Source organism: Pseudomonas fluorescens, from assembly GCF_900215245.1.
Lineage (GTDB): Bacteria > Pseudomonadota > Gammaproteobacteria > Pseudomonadales > Pseudomonadaceae > Aquipseudomonas > Aquipseudomonas fluorescens.
The window spans coordinates 1,878,855-1,897,013 of the sequence record NZ_LT907842.1; the positions used below are offsets into that span (position 1 = coordinate 1,878,855).

At 60.4% G+C, this 18,159-nt stretch carries 16 protein-coding genes; 7 read left to right on the forward strand and 9 right to left on the reverse strand.

The genetic code is table 11. The features are described 5' to 3' along the window. The first annotated feature begins 71 nt into the window (after positions 1–71). From CPH89_RS08890 to CPH89_RS08905, 4 genes are read left to right on the forward strand one after another with little or no spacing between them, the layout of a single operon-like run. Positions 72–857 (forward strand): transporter substrate-binding domain-containing protein, encoded by a 786-nt coding sequence (locus tag CPH89_RS08890; protein ID WP_053258594.1) that lies wholly within the window; start codon positions 72–74, stop codon positions 855–857. 17 nt (positions 858–874) lie between these two features. Continuing rightward, positions 875–1,543 carry an amino acid ABC transporter permease gene (locus CPH89_RS08895; RefSeq protein ID WP_017736949.1) on the forward strand — a complete coding sequence of 223 codons (669 nt, stop codon included), beginning with the start codon at positions 875–877 and terminating at the stop codon, positions 1,541–1,543. After that, the gene (locus tag CPH89_RS08900) at positions 1,540–2,190 is read left to right on the forward strand and encodes an amino acid ABC transporter permease (RefSeq protein WP_053258595.1); all 651 of its coding nucleotides are present in this window, start codon (positions 1,540–1,542) and stop codon (positions 2,188–2,190) included. Before CPH89_RS08895 ends, CPH89_RS08900 begins: the two co-directional genes overlap by 4 nt. Then, complete coding sequence (locus tag CPH89_RS08905; protein WP_017135248.1) at positions 2,177–2,914, forward strand: amino acid ABC transporter ATP-binding protein; 738 nt, start codon at positions 2,177–2,179, stop codon at positions 2,912–2,914. The genes CPH89_RS08900 and CPH89_RS08905 overlap by 14 nt, the downstream gene beginning before the upstream one ends. Here CPH89_RS08905 and CPH89_RS08910 read toward each other — a convergent pair. From CPH89_RS08910 to CPH89_RS08925, 4 genes are all read right to left on the reverse strand, one after another. Then, a complete protein-coding gene (locus tag CPH89_RS08910; RefSeq protein WP_053258596.1) occupies positions 2,886–3,437 on the reverse strand; it encodes a DUF1120 domain-containing protein in 552 nt (183 codons plus the stop codon). The genes CPH89_RS08905 and CPH89_RS08910 overlap by 29 nt on opposite strands. Further along, positions 3,427–5,928 (reverse strand): fimbria/pilus outer membrane usher protein, encoded by a 2,502-nt coding sequence (locus CPH89_RS08915; RefSeq protein WP_053258597.1) that lies wholly within the window; start codon positions 5,926–5,928, stop codon positions 3,427–3,429. The genes CPH89_RS08910 and CPH89_RS08915 overlap by 11 nt, the downstream gene beginning before the upstream one ends. Positions 5,929–5,935: 7 nt before the next feature. Beyond that, positions 5,936–6,634, reverse strand: coding sequence for a fimbria/pilus chaperone family protein (locus CPH89_RS08920; protein ID WP_073636697.1), 699 nt, complete (start codon positions 6,632–6,634; stop codon positions 5,936–5,938). A 123-nt stretch (positions 6,635–6,757) separates the two neighbouring features. Next, on the reverse strand, positions 6,758–7,411 hold the full coding sequence (locus CPH89_RS08925; RefSeq protein ID WP_053258598.1) for a DUF1120 domain-containing protein: 654 nt from the start codon (positions 7,409–7,411) through the stop codon (positions 6,758–6,760). A gap of 485 nt (positions 7,412–7,896) precedes the next feature. Here CPH89_RS08925 and ppx point away from each other — a divergent pair, with 485 nt between their 5' ends. Further along, positions 7,897–9,399 (forward strand): exopolyphosphatase, encoded by a 1,503-nt coding sequence (gene ppx / locus CPH89_RS08930; RefSeq protein WP_016978945.1) that lies wholly within the window; start codon positions 7,897–7,899, stop codon positions 9,397–9,399. A gap of 128 nt (positions 9,400–9,527) precedes the next feature. Here the strand turns inward: ppx and ppk1 are convergent, their stop codons facing one another. Both ppk1 and hemB read right to left on the reverse strand, forming a co-directional pair. Beyond that, a complete protein-coding gene (ppk1, locus tag CPH89_RS08935) occupies positions 9,528–11,750 on the reverse strand; it encodes a polyphosphate kinase 1 (RefSeq protein WP_053258599.1) in 2,223 nt (740 codons plus the stop codon). 18 nt (positions 11,751–11,768) lie between these two features. Next, a complete protein-coding gene (hemB, locus tag CPH89_RS08940) occupies positions 11,769–12,782 on the reverse strand; it encodes a porphobilinogen synthase (RefSeq protein ID WP_053258600.1) in 1,014 nt (337 codons plus the stop codon). Positions 12,783–12,990: 208 nt separating this feature from the next. Here hemB and CPH89_RS08945 point away from each other — a divergent pair, with 208 nt between their 5' ends. Continuing rightward, on the forward strand, positions 12,991–13,626 hold the full coding sequence (locus CPH89_RS08945) for a DedA family protein (RefSeq protein ID WP_053258814.1): 636 nt from the start codon (positions 12,991–12,993) through the stop codon (positions 13,624–13,626). On the opposite strand, the gene CPH89_RS08950 is transcribed toward CPH89_RS08945, so the two are convergent. Next, complete coding sequence (locus CPH89_RS08950) at positions 13,607–14,842, reverse strand: sterol desaturase family protein (protein WP_053258601.1); 1,236 nt, start codon at positions 14,840–14,842, stop codon at positions 13,607–13,609. The two genes, CPH89_RS08945 and CPH89_RS08950, sit on opposite strands and share 20 nt — an antisense overlap. 116 nt (positions 14,843–14,958) lie before the next feature. Between CPH89_RS08950 and elbB the strand changes: the two genes are divergently transcribed. After that, positions 14,959–15,624: an isoprenoid biosynthesis glyoxalase ElbB gene (gene elbB, locus CPH89_RS08955; RefSeq protein ID WP_053258602.1), complete on the forward strand. Its 666-nt coding sequence runs from the start codon at positions 14,959–14,961 to the stop codon at positions 15,622–15,624. Here the strand turns inward: elbB and CPH89_RS08960 are convergent. Next, entirely contained in the window at positions 15,621–16,076 is a 456-nt protein-coding gene (locus CPH89_RS08960; RefSeq protein ID WP_053258603.1) for a YaiI/YqxD family protein, read from the reverse strand. The genes elbB and CPH89_RS08960 overlap by 4 nt on opposite strands. 2 nt (positions 16,077–16,078) lie before the next feature. Further along, complete coding sequence (locus CPH89_RS08965) at positions 16,079–17,974, reverse strand: FTR1 family protein (RefSeq protein WP_053258604.1); 1,896 nt, start codon at positions 17,972–17,974, stop codon at positions 16,079–16,081. Positions 17,975–18,159: the final 185 nt, after the last annotated feature.

An 18,159-nucleotide genomic window follows, 5' to 3' on the forward strand; every position in this document is an offset into this window, starting at 1 on the left:
AGAGAGGTGATGGCATGGGCTGTGCACTGAGCAAACTCAGAAAACCCCTTCGCCCTTTTCGGAGAGTTGCCATGACCAAGCGCTACAGCGCCCTGCTCACTGCCCTGTTTGCCAGCCTGATGCTGAGCCAGGCACCCGCCCAGGCCAATGGTCTGGAGGATATCGTCGCCCGGGGCACCCTGAAGGTCGCCGTCCCTCAAGACTTCCCGCCATTCGGCTCGGTCGGCCCTGACATGAAACCTCGCGGCCTGGACATCGACACCGCCAAGCTGCTGGCCGACCAACTCAAGGTCAAGCTGGAGTTGACGCCGGTCAACAGCACCAACCGCATCCCGTTCCTTACCACCGGCAAGGTCGACCTGGTGATTTCCAGCCTGGGCAAGAACCCCGAGCGGGAAAAGGTCATCGACTTCTCCAGGGCTTACGCGCCGTTCTACCTGGCGGTGTTCGGTCCGCCTGACGCAGCCATCAGCACCACCGACGACCTCAAGGGCAAAACCATCAGCGTGACGCGCGGCGCCATCGAAGACATCGAGCTGACCGCCGTGGCGCCCAAAGAAGCGACCATCAAGCGTTTCGAAGACAACAACTCGACCATCGCCGCCTACCTGGCTGGCCAGGTCGACCTGATTGCCAGCGGCAACGTGGTGATGGTGGCGATCAGCGAGCGCAACCCCAAACGTGTACCGGCCCTGAAAGTGAAACTCAAGGACTCGCCGGTCTACGTGGGCGTGAACAAGAACGAGCCGGCATTGCTGGAGAAGGTTAACCAGATTCTGGTGGCGGCCAAGGCCGACGGCAGCCTGGAAAAGAACGCGATGCAGTGGCTCAAAGAGCCGCTGCCCGCCGACCTTTGACGCGACGGAGCTGATTCATGGCCTATCAATTCGACTTTGTGCCCGTACTGGCCAATACCGACCTGCTGTTGCGCGGCGCCTTGTTCACGCTTGAACTGACGGCCATCGGCGCGATTCTGGGGGTTGCCCTGGGCACCGTCGGTGCCGTGGTGCGGGCGTGGAAGATCCAGCCGTTCGCCTGGTTCTTCGGCGTGTATGTCGAGTTGATCCGCAACACGCCGTTTCTGGTGCAGTTGTTTTTCATCTTTTTCGGCTTGCCGTCACTGGGGCTGAAAATCACCGAGTGGCAAGCGGCCGTGCTGGCGATGGTCATCAACCTGGGGGCTTACTCCACCGAGATCATCCGGGCCGGCATCCAGGCGATCCCTCGTGGTCAGCTGGAAGCGGCGGCAGCATTAGCGATGACGCGTTTTGAAGCGTTCCGCCATGTGGTGCTGCTGCCCGCTCTGGGCAAGGTGTGGCCGGCCCTGAGCAGCCAGATCATCATCGTGATGCTGGGTTCGGCGGTGTGTTCGCAAATCGCCACCGAAGAGCTGAGCTTTGCCGCCAACTTCATTCAGTCACGTAACTTCCGCGCCTTTGAAACCTACGCACTGACCACCCTGGTGTACCTGTGCATGGCGCTGATGATTCGCCAGTTGCTCAACTGGATTGGCCGACGGTTTGTGATGAGGAACAGCCGATGAGTGATTTTTCGTTCTGGGACATCGTGCGCAACCTGGCTGTCGGCCTGCAATGGACCCTGTTGCTGTCGCTGGTGGCCTTTGTCGGCGGTGGCCTGATCGGCTTGCTGGTGATGACGATGCGCATCAGCCGCAAAGCCTTCCCGCGCCATGTCGCGCGCACCTACATTGAACTGTTTCAGGGTACGCCGCTGTTGATGCAGCTGTTTCTGGTGTTTTTCGGCATTGCCCTGCTGGGGGTGGATATCTCGCCCTGGCTGGCAGCGGCGATTGCCCTGACTTTGTTTACCAGTGCCTACCTGGCCGAGATCTGGCGCGGCTGCGTCGAGTCCATCGCCCACGGGCAGTGGGAAGCGTCGGCCAGCCTGGCCCTTAACCCACTTGAACAACTGCGTTACGTGATTCTGCCCCAGGCCCTGCGGATTGCCGTAGCACCTACGGTTGGCTTCTCGGTGCAAGTGGTCAAAGGCACCGCCGTGACCTCGATCATCGGTTTTACCGAACTGACCAAAACCGGCGGCATGCTCGCCAACGCCACCTTCGAGCCCTTTATGGTCTATGGCTTGGTGGCCCTCGGTTACTTCCTGCTCTGCTACCCCTTGTCCCTCAGTGCGCGCTATCTGGAAAGGAGACTGCATGCCTCTGCTTAGAATTTCCGCCCTGCATAAGTATTACGGCGATCACCATGTACTCAAGGGCATCGACCTGACGGTTGAAGAAGGCCAGGTGGTGGCGATCATCGGCCGCAGCGGCTCGGGCAAATCAACCTTGCTGCGTACCCTCAATGGCCTGGAGTCGATCAATGATGGCGTGATCGAGGTCGATGGCGAATACCTCGACGCCGCCCGCGCCGACCTGCGCAGTTTGCGGCAGAAAGTCGGCATGGTGTTCCAGCAGTTCAACTTGTTCCCGCACCTGACCGTGGGCGAAAACGTCATGCTCGCACCACAAGTGGTGCAGAAAGTCCCCAAGGCCAAAGCCGCACAGCTTGCCAGGCAGATGCTTGAGCGAGTCGGGCTGGGCGAGAAGTTCGACGCTTTCCCTGATCGCCTGTCCGGCGGGCAACAGCAGCGCGTCGCCATTGCGCGGGCATTGGCCATGTCGCCCAAAGTGCTGCTGTGCGACGAAATAACCTCCGCCCTGGACCCGGAGTTGGTCAATGAAGTGCTCAGCGTCGTGCGCCAACTGGCCAAGGACGGCATGACCTTGATCATGGTGACCCACGAAATGCGCTTTGCCCGGGAAGTCGGGGACAAACTGGTGTTTATGCACCAAGGCAAGGTGCATGAAGTAGGCGACCCCAAAACACTGTTCGCCAACCCCAAGACACCCGAGTTCGCCAACTTCATTGGTTCGGTGGAACAGCCGGGCTGATCAGTTCGAAACGGCCGTGCCCCTCAAGGTGCGTCTCGTCGCGTACCTCCAAGGCCTCAGCGGGCAGTTCGGTGTCGATATCGACCTGGGCTGTCAGCCGGCGCCCTGCTATCGGTAACCCTGCCGCCCGCGCCACCAAGGTCTGGCCGGGCAGCAATTGCCCGCTGGCAGGCTCGCCGGCCAAGTCGCTCGCCGCCCACTCCACAGCCCGCCCATCCACTTGGGCGTGTTTGAGGCTCAAGCGAAATCGCCCTTGGCGACCCAACACAAACCCCTGCCCATCTGCTGCGACACCAACAAACCGCAATGCCATTGCTGCAGGCTCAGTGCAAAAAACGTTCACGCGCAACCTACGCGTCGCAAGCACCAAGGCGGCCCTTTCAACACGCGCCTCTGTGCGGATGGCGCCATAGTCGATGCGTGGCTGGCTCACCGATAACCGACAGTTGTCGGCCAGGACGTCAGGTGCTGCCAGTACCGTGCAGAGCAACACCAAACGCAGCCTTTCAAACTTAACGGCCATGGCACACCGCCGAGGTCGTTGCATAGAATTTGTCATTGTCTGGTTGGGTCTCAAGATCAATACGCAACACGCAGCTGGAAGAGTCAGGCAATGAAACCCGCAGGCTTTGCGCCTCATCGACGTCGTTGAGGAAAATCATGCCGTCACCCACCACGCTGGTCAGGAAGCGATCACCCTTGCCGAATACCGTGGCGCCTTGAGGCAATGGCCGGCCGTGCTGATCATGCGCGGTAAGCAACATGCGGCGCACGTTCACCACATCGAAATTCACGGCATTGAAGGACCCACGGCCTGCGGTGAGCATCTGGGTGCCGTTTTTCAGGTCGACGCGTTTGGGCAAGGACTGGGTTTGCACCTCGACTCGGCTGTTGGTGTAGGCCGGCAAGCCTGCGATCACCGCTTGCCCGCGGTAGTCCGTCCACACAGGGCCTTGGGGCGTCTCGACTTTTGCCGCGCCGATCTGCCCTACCGAGACGATGCCGAACGTGTCTTGCACGGCATACGGTGAGAACGTCAGGCCACCCGCGTGAGCCACCACGCCGCCCTGCAACTGCCCTGTGTAGCTGGTGCCCAGGGGGTCACGGCTGACACCCAGGCCAACGCGGGTATAACGCGGCAATAGATCCACATTGCCACGCACCGATTGCTCTCGGGCATTGAGGTCGCGCTCGACCCCCACTTCGTAATTCACAGACTCGTTGACCCGCTCGCTAAGCGCTGTGCCAGCAGTGAATCGGTCCCCGCGCCGGCTGGCGTAGCTATTAAGCCGACGATCTCGCCCAAGGGGCACACTGACCTGCAGACGCAAGGACAGGTCATGCTCCACAGCTCTTTCATTTCGCTCGCCGGCAAGCGTGGCATCACGGCCCATCCGCGTACCGCCCACCTGCGAATCCGCAATCAACGCGACATCGGCGTGGCTGAATGACTTGTTCCAGGAGGCAGACACATGCTCGGTCGTTCGGCCGTCAAATTGAGACCCGTGGGTATAGCCCGCAGAAAATACGCCCAGCGTGGGATCGGCCCAGCTCAGGCTTGCCGTGTATTGGTTTTTGAAGCGCGAACCCAATTCATCGGCCGTGTATGAGCGGCCGGCCTCAAGCACCTCACGATACCCCCGGGTTTGGCTGGTTGCGCTGAGGTTGACGTCGATATTGGCGTAGACCGGGCTGCTGACAGACACGCTGCTGCGCGCCCCGGACACTGCACTTTTGCCGTCTCGAGAAAGGTTTTGCCGCGCAGCCACAGAAACTCGCTGAAAAAACACACTGCTCAGGGTGCCACCTGCCGACCAGTATTCATCCGTACTCAACAAGCCAAAGCCCGCAGACGAGTTGCGCCCCAAACCCCAGGTGCCGCTCCCCATGGCGACCACCGGTGACGGCCCCTCTTCACCCGCACTCTTGCGCAGCTTGCCAACCGAGAAATAGTAACCCGGAGCCGCCGGGGCAGCCCCCGCAAACGAGGCCGCCGGCACCACAAAGCTGCGCCTGGCACCCCGCACGTCGATCACGCTGACCTCCAGGTCACTGGTGCCATTGAGCAATGGCAATCCCGTTAGCCGGAAGGGACCTTCCGGCACCAGCGTGCTGTGAATCAACACGCCGGACTGGCGAACTTCGATCCGTGATTGGCTCTGGGCAAGCCCTTCGACCACGGCATTGTTGCTGCCCACAGCGACGCGTGATTGACCATCGGGGAAAAACTGCAGGCCAGATAACTGGACGCCACCAAACAGCGGGTTATGGCTGGATATCTGCCCCACCTGGAAAGTCGATTGCAGCGCGGCAATGTCCCGCTGTGCATAGGCGTATACATGCTCGGTACGGGCCTTGCCGTTATCGGACACATAGAATTGACGACTGCGAACAATCCAGTCCTCAAGGTTGAAGCCTGCCTCGGTATAAGCCGAAACGAACCGGCTGGGCGCGCTGCGCGAACGGCTGTCGAAACCCAGCACGTCGTAGTTGAACAACGCCGCTGCCCCGCCTTTGGAAAAATGCCCGGCGTCCCACTGGGGATCACGCAATGACTGGGTGGGCACCACCAGCGTCACCTCGTCCGTGCCGGGACGCAGCTTCACCATCGTCGTCGGAAATGCCCCCAAGAAATCATGGCAAGACTGGTCGGGCGTAGCGCCTTCCTGAATGATGGTGCCGGGCGTCACTAACCCCGCTTTCTCCAGTAACCCCGGGGTGAAGCACAAGCGGCCCTCGTGATCGAAGCGTGCATCCACCAGCCCCAGCGGGTTTCCATTGACCCGCAACCCCACCACCTGGACGCCTTCGCGAAAGCGCGCCGCGTTGCGAAAGTAGTCGGAGACCTTCGGGTCGATACCGTGGGCGGTGAGTGACGCGAGGTCGAAACCCTCCCCGAGCTCCAGTGCCGACACAAGAACGGGCAGACTCCACAGGGTCGCAAACCCTATGATCAGGGTGGGTCTGCAGGGCCAAAAATACGCTGCGATGCTTTGACTCGAAGGGTTCGACATGAGTCGGTCACCCCCCGTCGGTAACGATCGGAGCCCGGTAGTGGTCGACCGTAAACCCGTAGACCGTCGCCGGCTGTATCTCGACCTCGGTCACGCTGCCCAAGGGACTGCCGACCTCTGCCGCCAGCACCTCACCCGGCAATATGTAGGTGCGCGGCAATATGGCCGGAACACCCTGTGGAAACACTTGCACATCCGGCGCCAGACGCACGACATAGGCACTGTCGTTATGGACGGTGAGACGTTCTCCCGCCCGCTTCCACTTCAGCAATTCCCAAGGCGTGTGGTGCCGAGGCAAGCCTTGTGGGTGCAGGATCAGCGGCAAATTCTGTCGAAGGGTGATACCGATGGTCGCCCCCTGCGCCGCGCGCGCTTGGGGAATACCTTCGAAGGACACGCGCTTGAGCCGTTGGGTCTTAAGCGGCGCCTTCAAGGTGGCGATGAACCGCACCAGTTGCGTGTCGCCCGCCTCCACACGAGCGATGGGCGGTGTGACGATCAATAGCGGCTCCAGGTCCTCCGGCACGTTCTCCACGACCGAATGAAGCAGCGCCGGCCCTGCATCGGTATTTTTGATGTTGATTGTGGCTTCGCCGTCTTCCTCATAAAGCACCACCACAGTTGTTTCCGGATACATGCCATCCGCCACAGCAGCAGTGGTAAACAACAGGCAAATGCTTGCACCCCGCAATAGCGCACTGCACATCACTAAAAAACCACGCACTCTATATTCCCCGCAACTAATAAAGTTGACCATTGGCCGTCAAGCGCCCACAGAAAAACAGCCAACAAGAAACAATAAGCTTCTTGGCTGGCTGTTTAACGTTACTTAGATGTAACTCAATACAAGCGTGGCGCGCCCATCAATAGAGACGTCTCGACTCAGGTCCAGGTCCTGGGCTCGGTTGATGACAGCCTTGACTGCAAGTGTGCCCGTCAATTGGTTAACGGCGGTGGGTGTAAAGGTAGCGCCGTTGCGCCAGGAGTACTGGGCGGGCGATTGGGCAACCTTGCCATCGCTGTTATTCCAGGCGCCAGCGCCGATACGCATGATCGGATACAGCGCTATGCTGGACGATCGCAGATCCCTGAGGGTGACCGAATAGCCACCGGTGCGACGGGCGCCTACAGCCCCCAACCCGAAATTCTGCGCTTCAGTAAAGCCGGCACCCAGGATGCCCGGCACCTTGCTGCCTGCTTGCAGATCGGTAAAGGTGATGCCGAACCTGGCAGGCGTCGTGCCACAATTGACGATCAGGGAAGTGCTCCTCTCTTCGCGCGGATTGAATGCAGTCTGGGACAATTCGCCCGAGCGAATCGTGCCGTAATCGATGATACCGCTGCCGGCCAGGCTGAGGTTACAGGCTGCCGGTGTGATCGTCCCCCTGACGACCAACTGGGCGCTGGTATTGGTAGTCGCCTGGGCAGTTAAGGCCGCAGCCAGGCACGCAATACCGAGAGTCAAGCCAACAATTTTTTTCATGTTCATCCTGTCACTAAAAAAGTTATCAGGTGTTCTTTATTTGTGTCTTGGCGACTCCATCGCCCAACGATTTATCTTCCGGGACGTGCACAACGATAAATAAATGCCACCTCGGCAGAATTGCCGGATGACAGTGTGTCGCTTTGGCACTTCATTAAAGAATCAGATAACACGACAATAACTGTGGGAATGATAAAAACAAACACCCTCCATTAAACCAGCCACAATGTAGTTCCCAATAAAATAATGAAGGAGATATCGAATCGCTCACTGTCGGAAATTTCACAAACCACCTTATGACCGCCGATAATAAAAACACACTACAACGTCGAAGAACTTAGTCGGCACGCACTTATAAAACCGCCCTACCTTTACTAAAGGAATTCCCCACAGACAGCCTCAGGAAAATTACTGAAGCACAACGCGTTGGCGCCAGCGGTCGATCGTGGCACGATGGTGAGGTTATCGACCGAGACCCCCAAACCATGCCGCAATCCCAAGCCAAGAATCTGTCCCTGATCGCCGCCATCGACCTGGGCTCCAACAGCTTTCACATGGTCGTGGCCAAGGCCCAGAACGGCGAAATCCGCATCCTCGAGCGGCTCGGCGAAAAAGTACAACTGGCTGCCGGGATCGACGACGAGCGCCAGCTCAATGAAGAATCCATGCAACGCGGGCTCGATTGCCTCAAGCGCTTTGCCCAACTGATCAATGGCATGCCTTTGGGCGCCGTGCGAATCGTTGGGACCAACGCCCTGCGTGAAGCGCGCAACCGCGGTGAATTCATCCGCCGCGCCGAGGAAATCCTCGGCCACCCGGTAGAAGTCATTTCCGGCCGTGAAGAAGCACGCCTGATCTACCTGGGTGTCTCCCACACCCTGGCTGACACGCCTGGCAAGCGCCTGGTGGCGGATATCGGCGGTGGCAGTACCGAGTTCATTATCGGCCAGCGTTTCGAGCCGCTGCTGCGCGAGAGCCTGCAAATGGGCTGCGTCAGCTTTACCCAGCGCTATTTCAAGGACGGCAAGATCACTCCGGCACGCTATGCCCAGGCCTACACGGCCGCGCGACTGGAGATCATGAGCATCGAGCACGCCCTGCACCGCCTGACCTGGGATGAGGCCATCGGCTCATCCGGCACCATCCGTGCCATCGGCCTGGCGCTGAAGGCCGGCGGCCATGGCACCGGCGAGGTCAACGCCGAAGGTCTCGCGTGGCTCAAGCGCAAGCTGTTCAAACTGGGCGATGCCGAGAAAATCGACTTCGATGGCATCAAGCCTGATCGCCGCACCATCTTCCCGGCAGGCCTGGCGATTCTCGAAGCGATCTTCGACGCCCTCGAACTGCAACGCATGGACCACTGCGATGGCGCCCTGCGTGAAGGCGTGCTGTACGACCTGCTGGGCCGCCATCATCACGAAGACGTGCGTGAGCGCACCCTTACCTCATTGATGGAGCGTTATCACGTCGATCTGGAACAGGCAGCCCGCGTGGAGCGCAAAGCGCTGCACGCCTTCGACCAGGTGGCCGAGGACTGGGACCTGGAAGACGGCGTCTGGCGCGAACTGCTCGGCTGGGCAGCCAAGGTGCATGAAGTGGGCCTGGACATCGCCCACTACCATTACCACAAACATGGCGCCTACCTGATCGAGCACTCGGACCTCGCCGGTTTCTCCCGCGAAGACCAACAGATGCTCGCGCTGCTGGTGCGTGGCCATCGCCGCAACATTCCAAAGGACAAGTTTGCCGAGTTCGGCGATGAAGGCATCAAGCTGATCCGCCTGTGCGTGCTGCTGCGCTTTGCGATCCTGTTCCACCACATCCGTGGCACACAGGAAATGCCCCAGGTCACCCTGCGCGCCAACGGCGACAGCCTCGACGTGGTGTTCCCCAAAGGCTGGCTGGACGAAAACCAGCTGACCCAGGCGGACTTCGCCCAGGAAGCGGAGTGGCTGACGCGGGTTGGGTTCAGCCTGAACCTGCGCTAAAGCGCACTGCAAAACAAATGTGGGAGGGGGCTTGCTCCCGATAGCGAAGTGTCAGTTGACCTATTCATCAACTGACCCACTGCAATCGGGAGCAAGCCCCCTCCCACATTGTTAGTCCGTATTGACTATTAATTCACCGCCAGAATCGGGCTACCCAGCTTCTCCAGCAACGTCGCCTGCGCGCTGCGCGGGTTCTGGTTGCCGGTCGGCGTGTTGCGCACGTATCGGCCGTCCGACTGCAGGCTCCAGCTGTGGGTGTTGTCGGTGAGGTAGCTTTCCAGCTCCTTCTTGACCCGCATGATCAGCTTCTTGCCTTCCACCGGGAAGCAGGTCTCCACACGCTTGTCGAGGTTGCGTTCCATCCAGTCCGCACTGGAAAGGAACATCTGCTCCTCGCCGCCGTTGAGGAAGTAGAACACCCGCGTGTGCTCCAGGAAGCGGCCGATGATCGAGCGCACATGGATGTTATGCGACACGCCGACAATGCCCGGGCGCAGGCAGCACATGCCACGCACCACCAGGTCGATGCGCACACCGGACTGGCTGGCCTTGTACAGCGCGCGGATGATCTTCGGATCAGTCAGCGAGTTGAACTTGGCAATGATGTGCGCCGGCTTGCCGTCGAGGGCGAACTGGGTCTCCCGGGCAATCATGTCGAGCATGCCCTTCTTCAGGGTGAACGGCGCGTGCAGCAGCTTCTTCATGCGCAAGGTCTTGCCCATGCCAATCAACTGGCTGAACAATTTGCCGACGTCTTCACACAAGGCGTCGTCGGACGTCAGCAAGCTGTAGTCGGTGTAGAGCTTGGCGTTGCCGGCGTGGTAGTTACCGGTGCCCAGGTGGGCGTAGCGCACAATCTCGCCAGCTTCGCGGCGCAGGATCAGCATCATCTTGGCGTGAGTTTTGAAGCCCACCACGCCGTAGATCACCACCGCACCGGCCGCTTGCAGGCGGCTCGCCAGTTGCAGGTTGGACTCTTCATCGAACCGCGCACGCAGCTCGATCACCGCGGTGACTTCCTTGCCGTTACGCGCGGCGTCTACCAGCGCATCGACGATTTCCGAGTTGGCGCCGCTGCGGTACAGGGTCTGGCGCACCGCCAATACATGCGGGTCCTTGGCGGCCTGGCGCAGCAGGTCGACCACCGGGGTAAAGGACTCGAACGGGTGCAGCAGCAGAATGTCCTGCTTGCTCACCACACTGAAGATGTTCTCGCTGTTTTGCAGCAACTTCGGGATCTGCGGCGTGAACGGCGTGTATTGCAGCTCCGGATGGCTGTCCAGGCCGGTGATACTGAACAGGCGCGTCAGGTTCACCGGGCCATTGACCTGATACAGCTCGCTCTCGCTGAGGTTGAACTGCTTGAGCAGGTAGTCCGACAGGTGTTTCGGGCAAGTATCAGCCACTTCCAGGCGCACCGCGTCACCGTAGCGACGCGAGAACAGCTCGCCGCGCAGGGCTCGGGCCAAGTCTTCGACGTCTTCGGAATCCAGCGCCAGGTCGGCGTTACGGGTCAGGCGGAACTGGTAGCAGCCTTTTACCTTCATGCCCTGGAACAGGTCGTCGGCATGCGCGTGGATCATAGACGAGAGGAATACATAATTGTCGCCAGCGCCCCCCACCTCTTCCGGTACCTTGATGATCCGTGGCAACAGACGCGGTGCCGGGATGATGGCCAGGCCAGAATCGCGACCGAAGGCGTCGATACCTTCCAGTTCAACGATGAAGTTCAGGCTCTTGTTTACCAGCAGCGGGAACGGGTGCGTAGGGTCGAGGCCGATCGGGGTGATGATCGGTGAAATCTCGTCACGGAAGTACCGGCGCACCCAGGTCTTGATCTTGGTGGTCCAGTGGCGGCGACGAATGAAGCGGACCTGATGTTTTTCCAGCTCCGGCAACAGAATATCGTTGAGGATCGCGTATTGGCGGTCCACGTGGCCATGCACCAGCTCACTGATACGCGCCAGGGCCTGATGCGGCTGCAGACCGTCGGCACCGGCTTGTTCGCGGGCGAAGGTAATTTGCTTCTTGAGGCCGGCGACGCGGATCTCGAAGAACTCGTCCAGGTTGCTGGAGAAAATCAGCAGGAACTTGAGCCGCTCCAGCAGCGGATAGGACTCGTCCAGCGCCTGCTCCAGCACGCGGATGTTGAATTGCAGTTGTGACAGCTCGCGGTGGATGTACAGGCTGCTGTCATCCAGGTTGGTCACCGCCGCCACCGGGGCCGGCGCAGGCGTCTCGACCACCACGACAGGTGGAGCCGGCTCCATTTCCGGCGGGGTCTCGGTGACTTGTTCGACCACCGGGTGAGCGTCTTTTACGGCAACTTCTGAGAGTCCTTCGGTATTCATCGAGTGTTCCTGTGAGGGCTATTGTTGCTCTCTAAGCAATTGGGCAGCGCGGGCGGCGAAGTAGGTCAGAATGCCATCAGCGCCTGCACGTTTAAAGGCTGTCAGGGATTCGAGGATCACCCCTTCACTCAACCAACCATTCTGGATCGCGGCCATGTGCATGGCGTATTCACCGCTGACCTGATAGACAAAGGTCGGCACCTTGAATTCCTCTTTGACCCGGTAAAGGATGTCCAGGTACGGCATCCCGGGTTTGACCATCACCATGTCGGCGCCTTCGGCCAGGTCGGCCGCCACTTCGTGCAGGGCTTCATGGCTGTTGGCCGGGTCCATCTGATAGGAAGCCTTGTTGGCCTTGCCCAGGTTCAGCGCCGAACCGACCGCATCGCGGAACGGGCCGTAATAGGCGCTGGCGTACTTGGCCGAATAGGCCATGATCCGCACATTGACGTGGCCCGCCAGCTCCAGGGCTTCGCGAATCGCCTGGATGCGGCCGTCCATCATGTCCGACGGCGCCACGACCTGGGCACCCGCTGCCGCGTGGGACAACGCCTGCTTGACCAGTGCGTCGACGGTGATGTCGTTCTGCACATAGCCGTCTTCGTCAAGAATGCCATCCTGGCCGTGGGTGGTGAACGGGTCCAGCGCCACGTCGGTGATCACACCCAGCTGCGGGAAACGCTCGCGCAGGGCACGGGTGGCGCGCTGGGCGATCCCTTGCGGGTTCCAGGCTTCGGCAGCGTCGAGCGACTTGAGTTCGGAGGGTGTCACGGGAAACAGCGCCAGCGCCGGAATCCCCAGCTCAACCCAATTGGCCGCTTCTTCGAGCAGCAAATCAATGGTCAAGCGCTCCACACCCGGCATAGACGCCACCGCTTCCCGGCGATTTTCACCGTCCAGCACAAACACCGGCAGGATCAGATCGCTCGTCGTCAGCACGTTTTCACGCACCAGGCGGCGAGAAAAATCATCACGACGATTGCGACGCAGGCGAGTGGCGGGGAACAGGCGATTGGCAGGGGTAAAGCTCACGACAGACTCCTGAGCCCGCGTTTACGGGCGAGCGTTGCAGTTATAAGCGGCCATTATGACGAAGGAATGACAGTTGTGCTTATCGATGCGACCTGCAGTCGCATTCGTCGTTTATGTAGGAATTGTTCACTTCGTGACACATCTCGATACTTTCATGAATGTTCACGAAGGCGTAGGCTGCGCGTTCATTTCGCCAGCACCCCAGACCATGCTTCAACAATTTCTGCATGACTTCGGCTACTTTGCCCTCTTCCTAGGCACGTTCTTCGAAGGCGAGACCATCTTGGTTCTCGCAGGCTTCCTGGCGTTCCGTGGCTACATGGATATCAACCTGGTGGTGGTCGTTGCCTTCTTTGGCAGCTACGCCGGCGACCAGCTGTGGTACTTCCTGGGGCGCAAGCACGGCCGCAAACTGTTGGCGCGCAAGCCGCGCTGGCAATTGATGGGCGACAAGGCCCTGGAACATATCCGTAAGCATCCGGATATCTGGGTGCTGAGCTTCCGGTTTGTCTACGGCCTGCGCACTGTGATGCCCGTGGCGATTGGTTTGTCAGGCTACCCGCCGGCGCGCTACCTGATTCTTAACGGGATTGGCGCTGCAGTCTGGGCGGCAGCCCTGGGCGCTGCGGCTTACCACTTCGGCGCGGTGCTGGAAGGCATGCTCGGCAGCGTCAAGAAATACGAGCTGTGGGTGCTGGGCGCGTTGGTGCTATTGGGCTTCGGCCTGTGGTTGCGCCGCCGCTTCAAGAACGCCCGTATTGCCCGCCAGGCCTGCGAGGACGCAAGGGCCCGGCTCGCCGCCGAGCCGGCTCCCGTCGACACGCCTAAGACACCAGCCGAGTAAGCCGGCTTCTGCAACAGTAGAGGCCGATCACGCTGAGCAAGCTGTAACTCAACAGACCCAGCCAGCCCAAACTGCTGGCCGGCCATAACCCGACCAGCGGTGCCAGCCACACCAGTGGCACATTCAGCCCCAGGCGTACCAGCTCAGCTTTCAGCGCCCACGGGCGATTCTCCAGGGCGACGCCCAACGTAAACAGCCCCACCGCCATCGCACTCCATCCCAGGATCAGCGCCGCCGTGGGCAGCCCCTCGGCGAAATTCATCAAATAGCTGCCAAAGCCCACATACGCGGCAAATTGCAGCGCGATATAGACCTGCTGACGCGCATCCAGCGGCACGTCGAATTTGCGGAACTGGCTCAAATCGGGTTTGGCCATCGGGTACTTGGCCTTCACGTCCGCCGGGCGCCAGCCAGTGCGCATGAACCAGATGCGCAGCTTGTCCCACCCGCTTTCGGTACGTCGTGCGTCATTCCACAGCTGCGCATAAAACTGCAGGTTGGCCCATAGCGGGTTCCAGCTGGCCAAAGGCGTGGTCACGCCAAAAATCACCGGCTCGTTGTCGTCTTCTTCCTGGAAGCTGCCGAACAGCCGGTCCCAAATAATGAACACCCCGCCGTAGTTGCGATCCATGTAGAGAGCGTTCTGTGCATGGTGGGCCCGATGATTGGACGGTGTAACGAAGAACCACTCGACCCAGCCGAGCTTGGGCACGTGGCGGGTGTGCACCCAGAATTGATACAGAAGATTGAGCGAGGCCACGCTGATAAACACCACCAGCGGCACGCCCAGCACGGCCAGGGGCAGGTAGAAGATCCAGCTCAGCAGAAAGCCGGTACTGGTCTGGCGCAGGGCGGTGGTGAGGTTGTAGTCCTCGCTTTGATGATGCACCGAGTGCGCGGCCCACAGGATGTTGCGCTCATGCCCGCAGCGATGCAGCCAGTAGTAGCAGAAGTCATAAAACACAAAGGCGAACACCCAGGTCCAGACACTCTGGGCCGACAGTTCGATCAGGGCCAAGTGCTTGAGCGCAAACGCGTAGGTCAGCAACCCCACGCCTTTGGTCAACAGCCCCGTAGTCGTGGACAGCACACCCGTGCTGAGGCTGTTGATGGCATCCGCCACTCGATAGTTGCGCTCGCCGCGCCAGTGATCGGCCAACAGCTCAACCACGATCAAGGCAATGAAAAACGGTACCGCGTAAGGCACGAAGTCCATGGGCTAGTCCGGTCTATTTTTGTTACATCAAGATTAGGTGTAGCAACGCCAGATCCCATTGGCAACAGGTGACAAATTAGTAGACATTTAACGCCACGAAATAGGGAGAAATACTCATGAGCAAAAAGATTGCAGTGATCCTTTCGGGCTGTGGCGTGTACGACGGTGCAGAAATCCACGAAAGCGTCATCACTTTGCTGCGCCTGGACCAGCGTGGCGCTCAGGTCCAATGTTTTGCACCCGATATCGCGCAACATCACGTGATCAACCACCTCACCGGCGAAGAGATGCCTGAGTCGCGCAATGTGCTGGTGGAGTCGGCGCGTATCGCCCGGGGTGAAGTGAAGGACATCCGTGAGGCCAACGCCGAAGACTTCGACGCACTGATCGTGCCCGGCGGTTTTGGCGCGGCGAAGAACCTCTCGACCTTTGCCGTGGAAGGCGCCGGTTGCAGCATCAACCCGCAGGTTCTGGCGCTGGCCGAAGCCTTTGCCGAAGCGGGCAAACCGGTGGGTCTGATCTGTATCTCGCCGGCCCTGGCCGCGAAGATCTATGGCCCCGGCGTTACCTGCACCATCGGCAACGACGCCGCCACCGCTGCCGCCCTGGATAAAATGGGCGCCACCCACCGCGACTGCGCGGTGGAGGATATCGTCGAGGACAAGGCTCGCAAGCTGGTGAGCACCCCCGCCTACATGCTCGGCAAAAGCATCAGCGAGGTCGCCTCAGGCATCAACAAACTCGTGGATCGCGTGCTGGAACTGACCCACGAGAACGACTAACCCACTCGCATCAACCGCGTGAGGATGCGATCCAGCGAGTTGGCGAACGCCTGCTTTTCCTTATCACCGTGGGGCGGCGGGCCGCCGCCCATTTGGCCTTGTTCGCGCAGATCCGTGAACAGGTTGCGCACCGCCAGCCGCTCACTCATGTTCGCCGGGCTGAACTCCTTGCCCCGCGGGTCGAGGGCGGTGACGCCCTTCTTCACCAGGCGATCGGCCAACGGTACATCGCTGCAGATCACCAGCTCGCCGGGCACCGCGTGCTCCACCAGGTAGTCATCCGCTGCATCCGGGCCGCTGGGTACAACGATCAGCTTCACACAGGCAAAGCTCGGCTTGATCTGGCTCTGCCCTGCCACCAGCACCACTTCGAACTGGCGCTTGAGGGCGAACTTCACCACTTGGTCCTTGGCCGCCCGCGGGCAGGCGTCTGCATCAATCCAGACGCGCACGATCAGGCGACCACACGGCGTTTTTCGGCCAGCCGGCTGCGGCCGTACAGCACCACAATCGCCAGCACCGCCAACGCCTGCGCACTCAACGAGTACGCATCGGCATGGATGCCCAGCCAGTCGAAGTCAAAAAACGCCACCGGCCGCGTACCGAAGACGCCGGCTTCCTGCAACGCCTTCACGCCGTGCCCGGCGAACACCACCGACAGTGCACACAGCAACGCCGCGTTGATGCCAAAGAACAGCGCCAACGGCAGCTTCGCCGAACCCCGCAGGATCACCCACGCCAGACCCACCAGCAGCACCAGCGCAGTAGCACCACCCGCCAGTACGGCGTTGTGCCCGGCCGGGCCGGCTTGCAGCCACAGGGTTTCGTAGAACAGGATCACTTCGAATAGCTCACGGTATACCGAGAAAAACGCCAGCAGCGCAAAACCAAAGCGCCCTCCGCCGCCGACCAGGCTGCTCTTGATGTAATCCTGCCAGGCTGCCGCATGGCGCCGGTCATGCATCCACACGCCAAGCCACAGCACCATCACACTGGCGAACAGCGCCGTGCAGCCTTCCAGCAATTCGCGCTGGGCACCGCTGACGTCAATCACATACGCCGCCAACGCCCACGTTGCCAGACCGGCCAACAGCGCCAGGCCCCAGCCGACGTTCACACTGCGCACCGCCGATTGCTGGCCAGTGTTACGCAGGAACGCCAGGATCGCCGCCAGCACCAGGATGGCTTCCAGGCCTTCACGCAACAGAATCAACAGCCCGGAGATATAGCTCAGCGACCAGCTCAAGCCATCGCTGCCCAACAAGCCAGCTGATTCGGTGAGCTTGCCTTTGGCGACGTCCAGACGCTGCTGCACTTGCTCAAGCGGCAGGCCGTCCTGCAACGACTGCCGGTAGGCCATCAGCGCTTTCTCGGTGTCCTTGCGCACGTTGGCGTCAACGTTATCGAGGGAGCTTTCCACCAGCTCGAAGCCCTCAAGGTAAGCGGCGACCGACAGGTCATAAGCCTGCTCGTGGTCACCGTTACGGAATGCGGCGAGGCTCTTGTCCAGGGTGGTGGCGGTGTAATCGAGCAACTGTGCCGGGCCACGCTTGACCTGTGGCGGTTGTGCGCGCTGGGCCCGGAAAGTCGCGGCGGCGCCTGGACCGTTGGCAGCCAGCACTTCATTAGGCGTTTGGCGGGCCAGGTCGGCGAGGTTGAAGGGTTGTTCACTTTTTGCCGCAGCCGGGTCTGCCGTGAAGCCCGCGATGTAAGTGGCCAGGTCCCAGCGCTGACGGTCATCCAGTTGATCGGCAAAGGACGGCATGTCAGTGCCTTCAACACCCAGGCCGAGGGTATTGTAGATCGCATAGAGGCTCAGGCGGTCCAGGCGCACCGCATCTCGCAGGTTGGCCGGTGGCGGCGTCATTCCCGTACTGGCTGGGCCATCACCCGCACCGGCAGTGCCGTGGCATACCGAGCAATGCTGGGCGTAAAGCGGTGCGCCACGCGCGGGGTCGGGAGTGATGACCGGGGCTTGGCTGACTTCATACGCCACCGCCAACTTGGCGCCCAATTGACGGGCCAGGCGAGCGACAGCTGCGCCGTCCTGGTGGGCGGTCACGGCCGCTAGCAATTCGTCGACGCCTTTGACCAACTCCGCGCGCTCGGGCCTTTGCGGCAGTTCAGCCACCAGGCCTTGCAACACGCCGAGGAACTCTAGTTGTTCGCGATATTCGGATTCATCGATAACCTTGCCCGCCTCCACCGTCGGTGGGTAATCAGCGCCAATGTAGTCCAGCAAATGCAAGGCTTGTGGGGCGCCCTCGGCATTCGCGGCCAGCAGATTGAAGCTGCACGACATCAAGGCCGGCAACACCAGCCAGGCGAGAAAACGGATGGGGGCAATCATGAATGAATCTCAAAGGTAAATACGAAGTAACACATTGTTTAACTTTAAAGGCTCTGACTCAAGGCGTTCGTGATCTGGCGCTAGGAAACCACCCGCGGATTGATGGCATTCAGCGCTTAAAGCCATAACAAAAAGCCATTGTTTTGCCAGTAATGGCGCCTATAATGCCGCGCCCTGTTATTTCT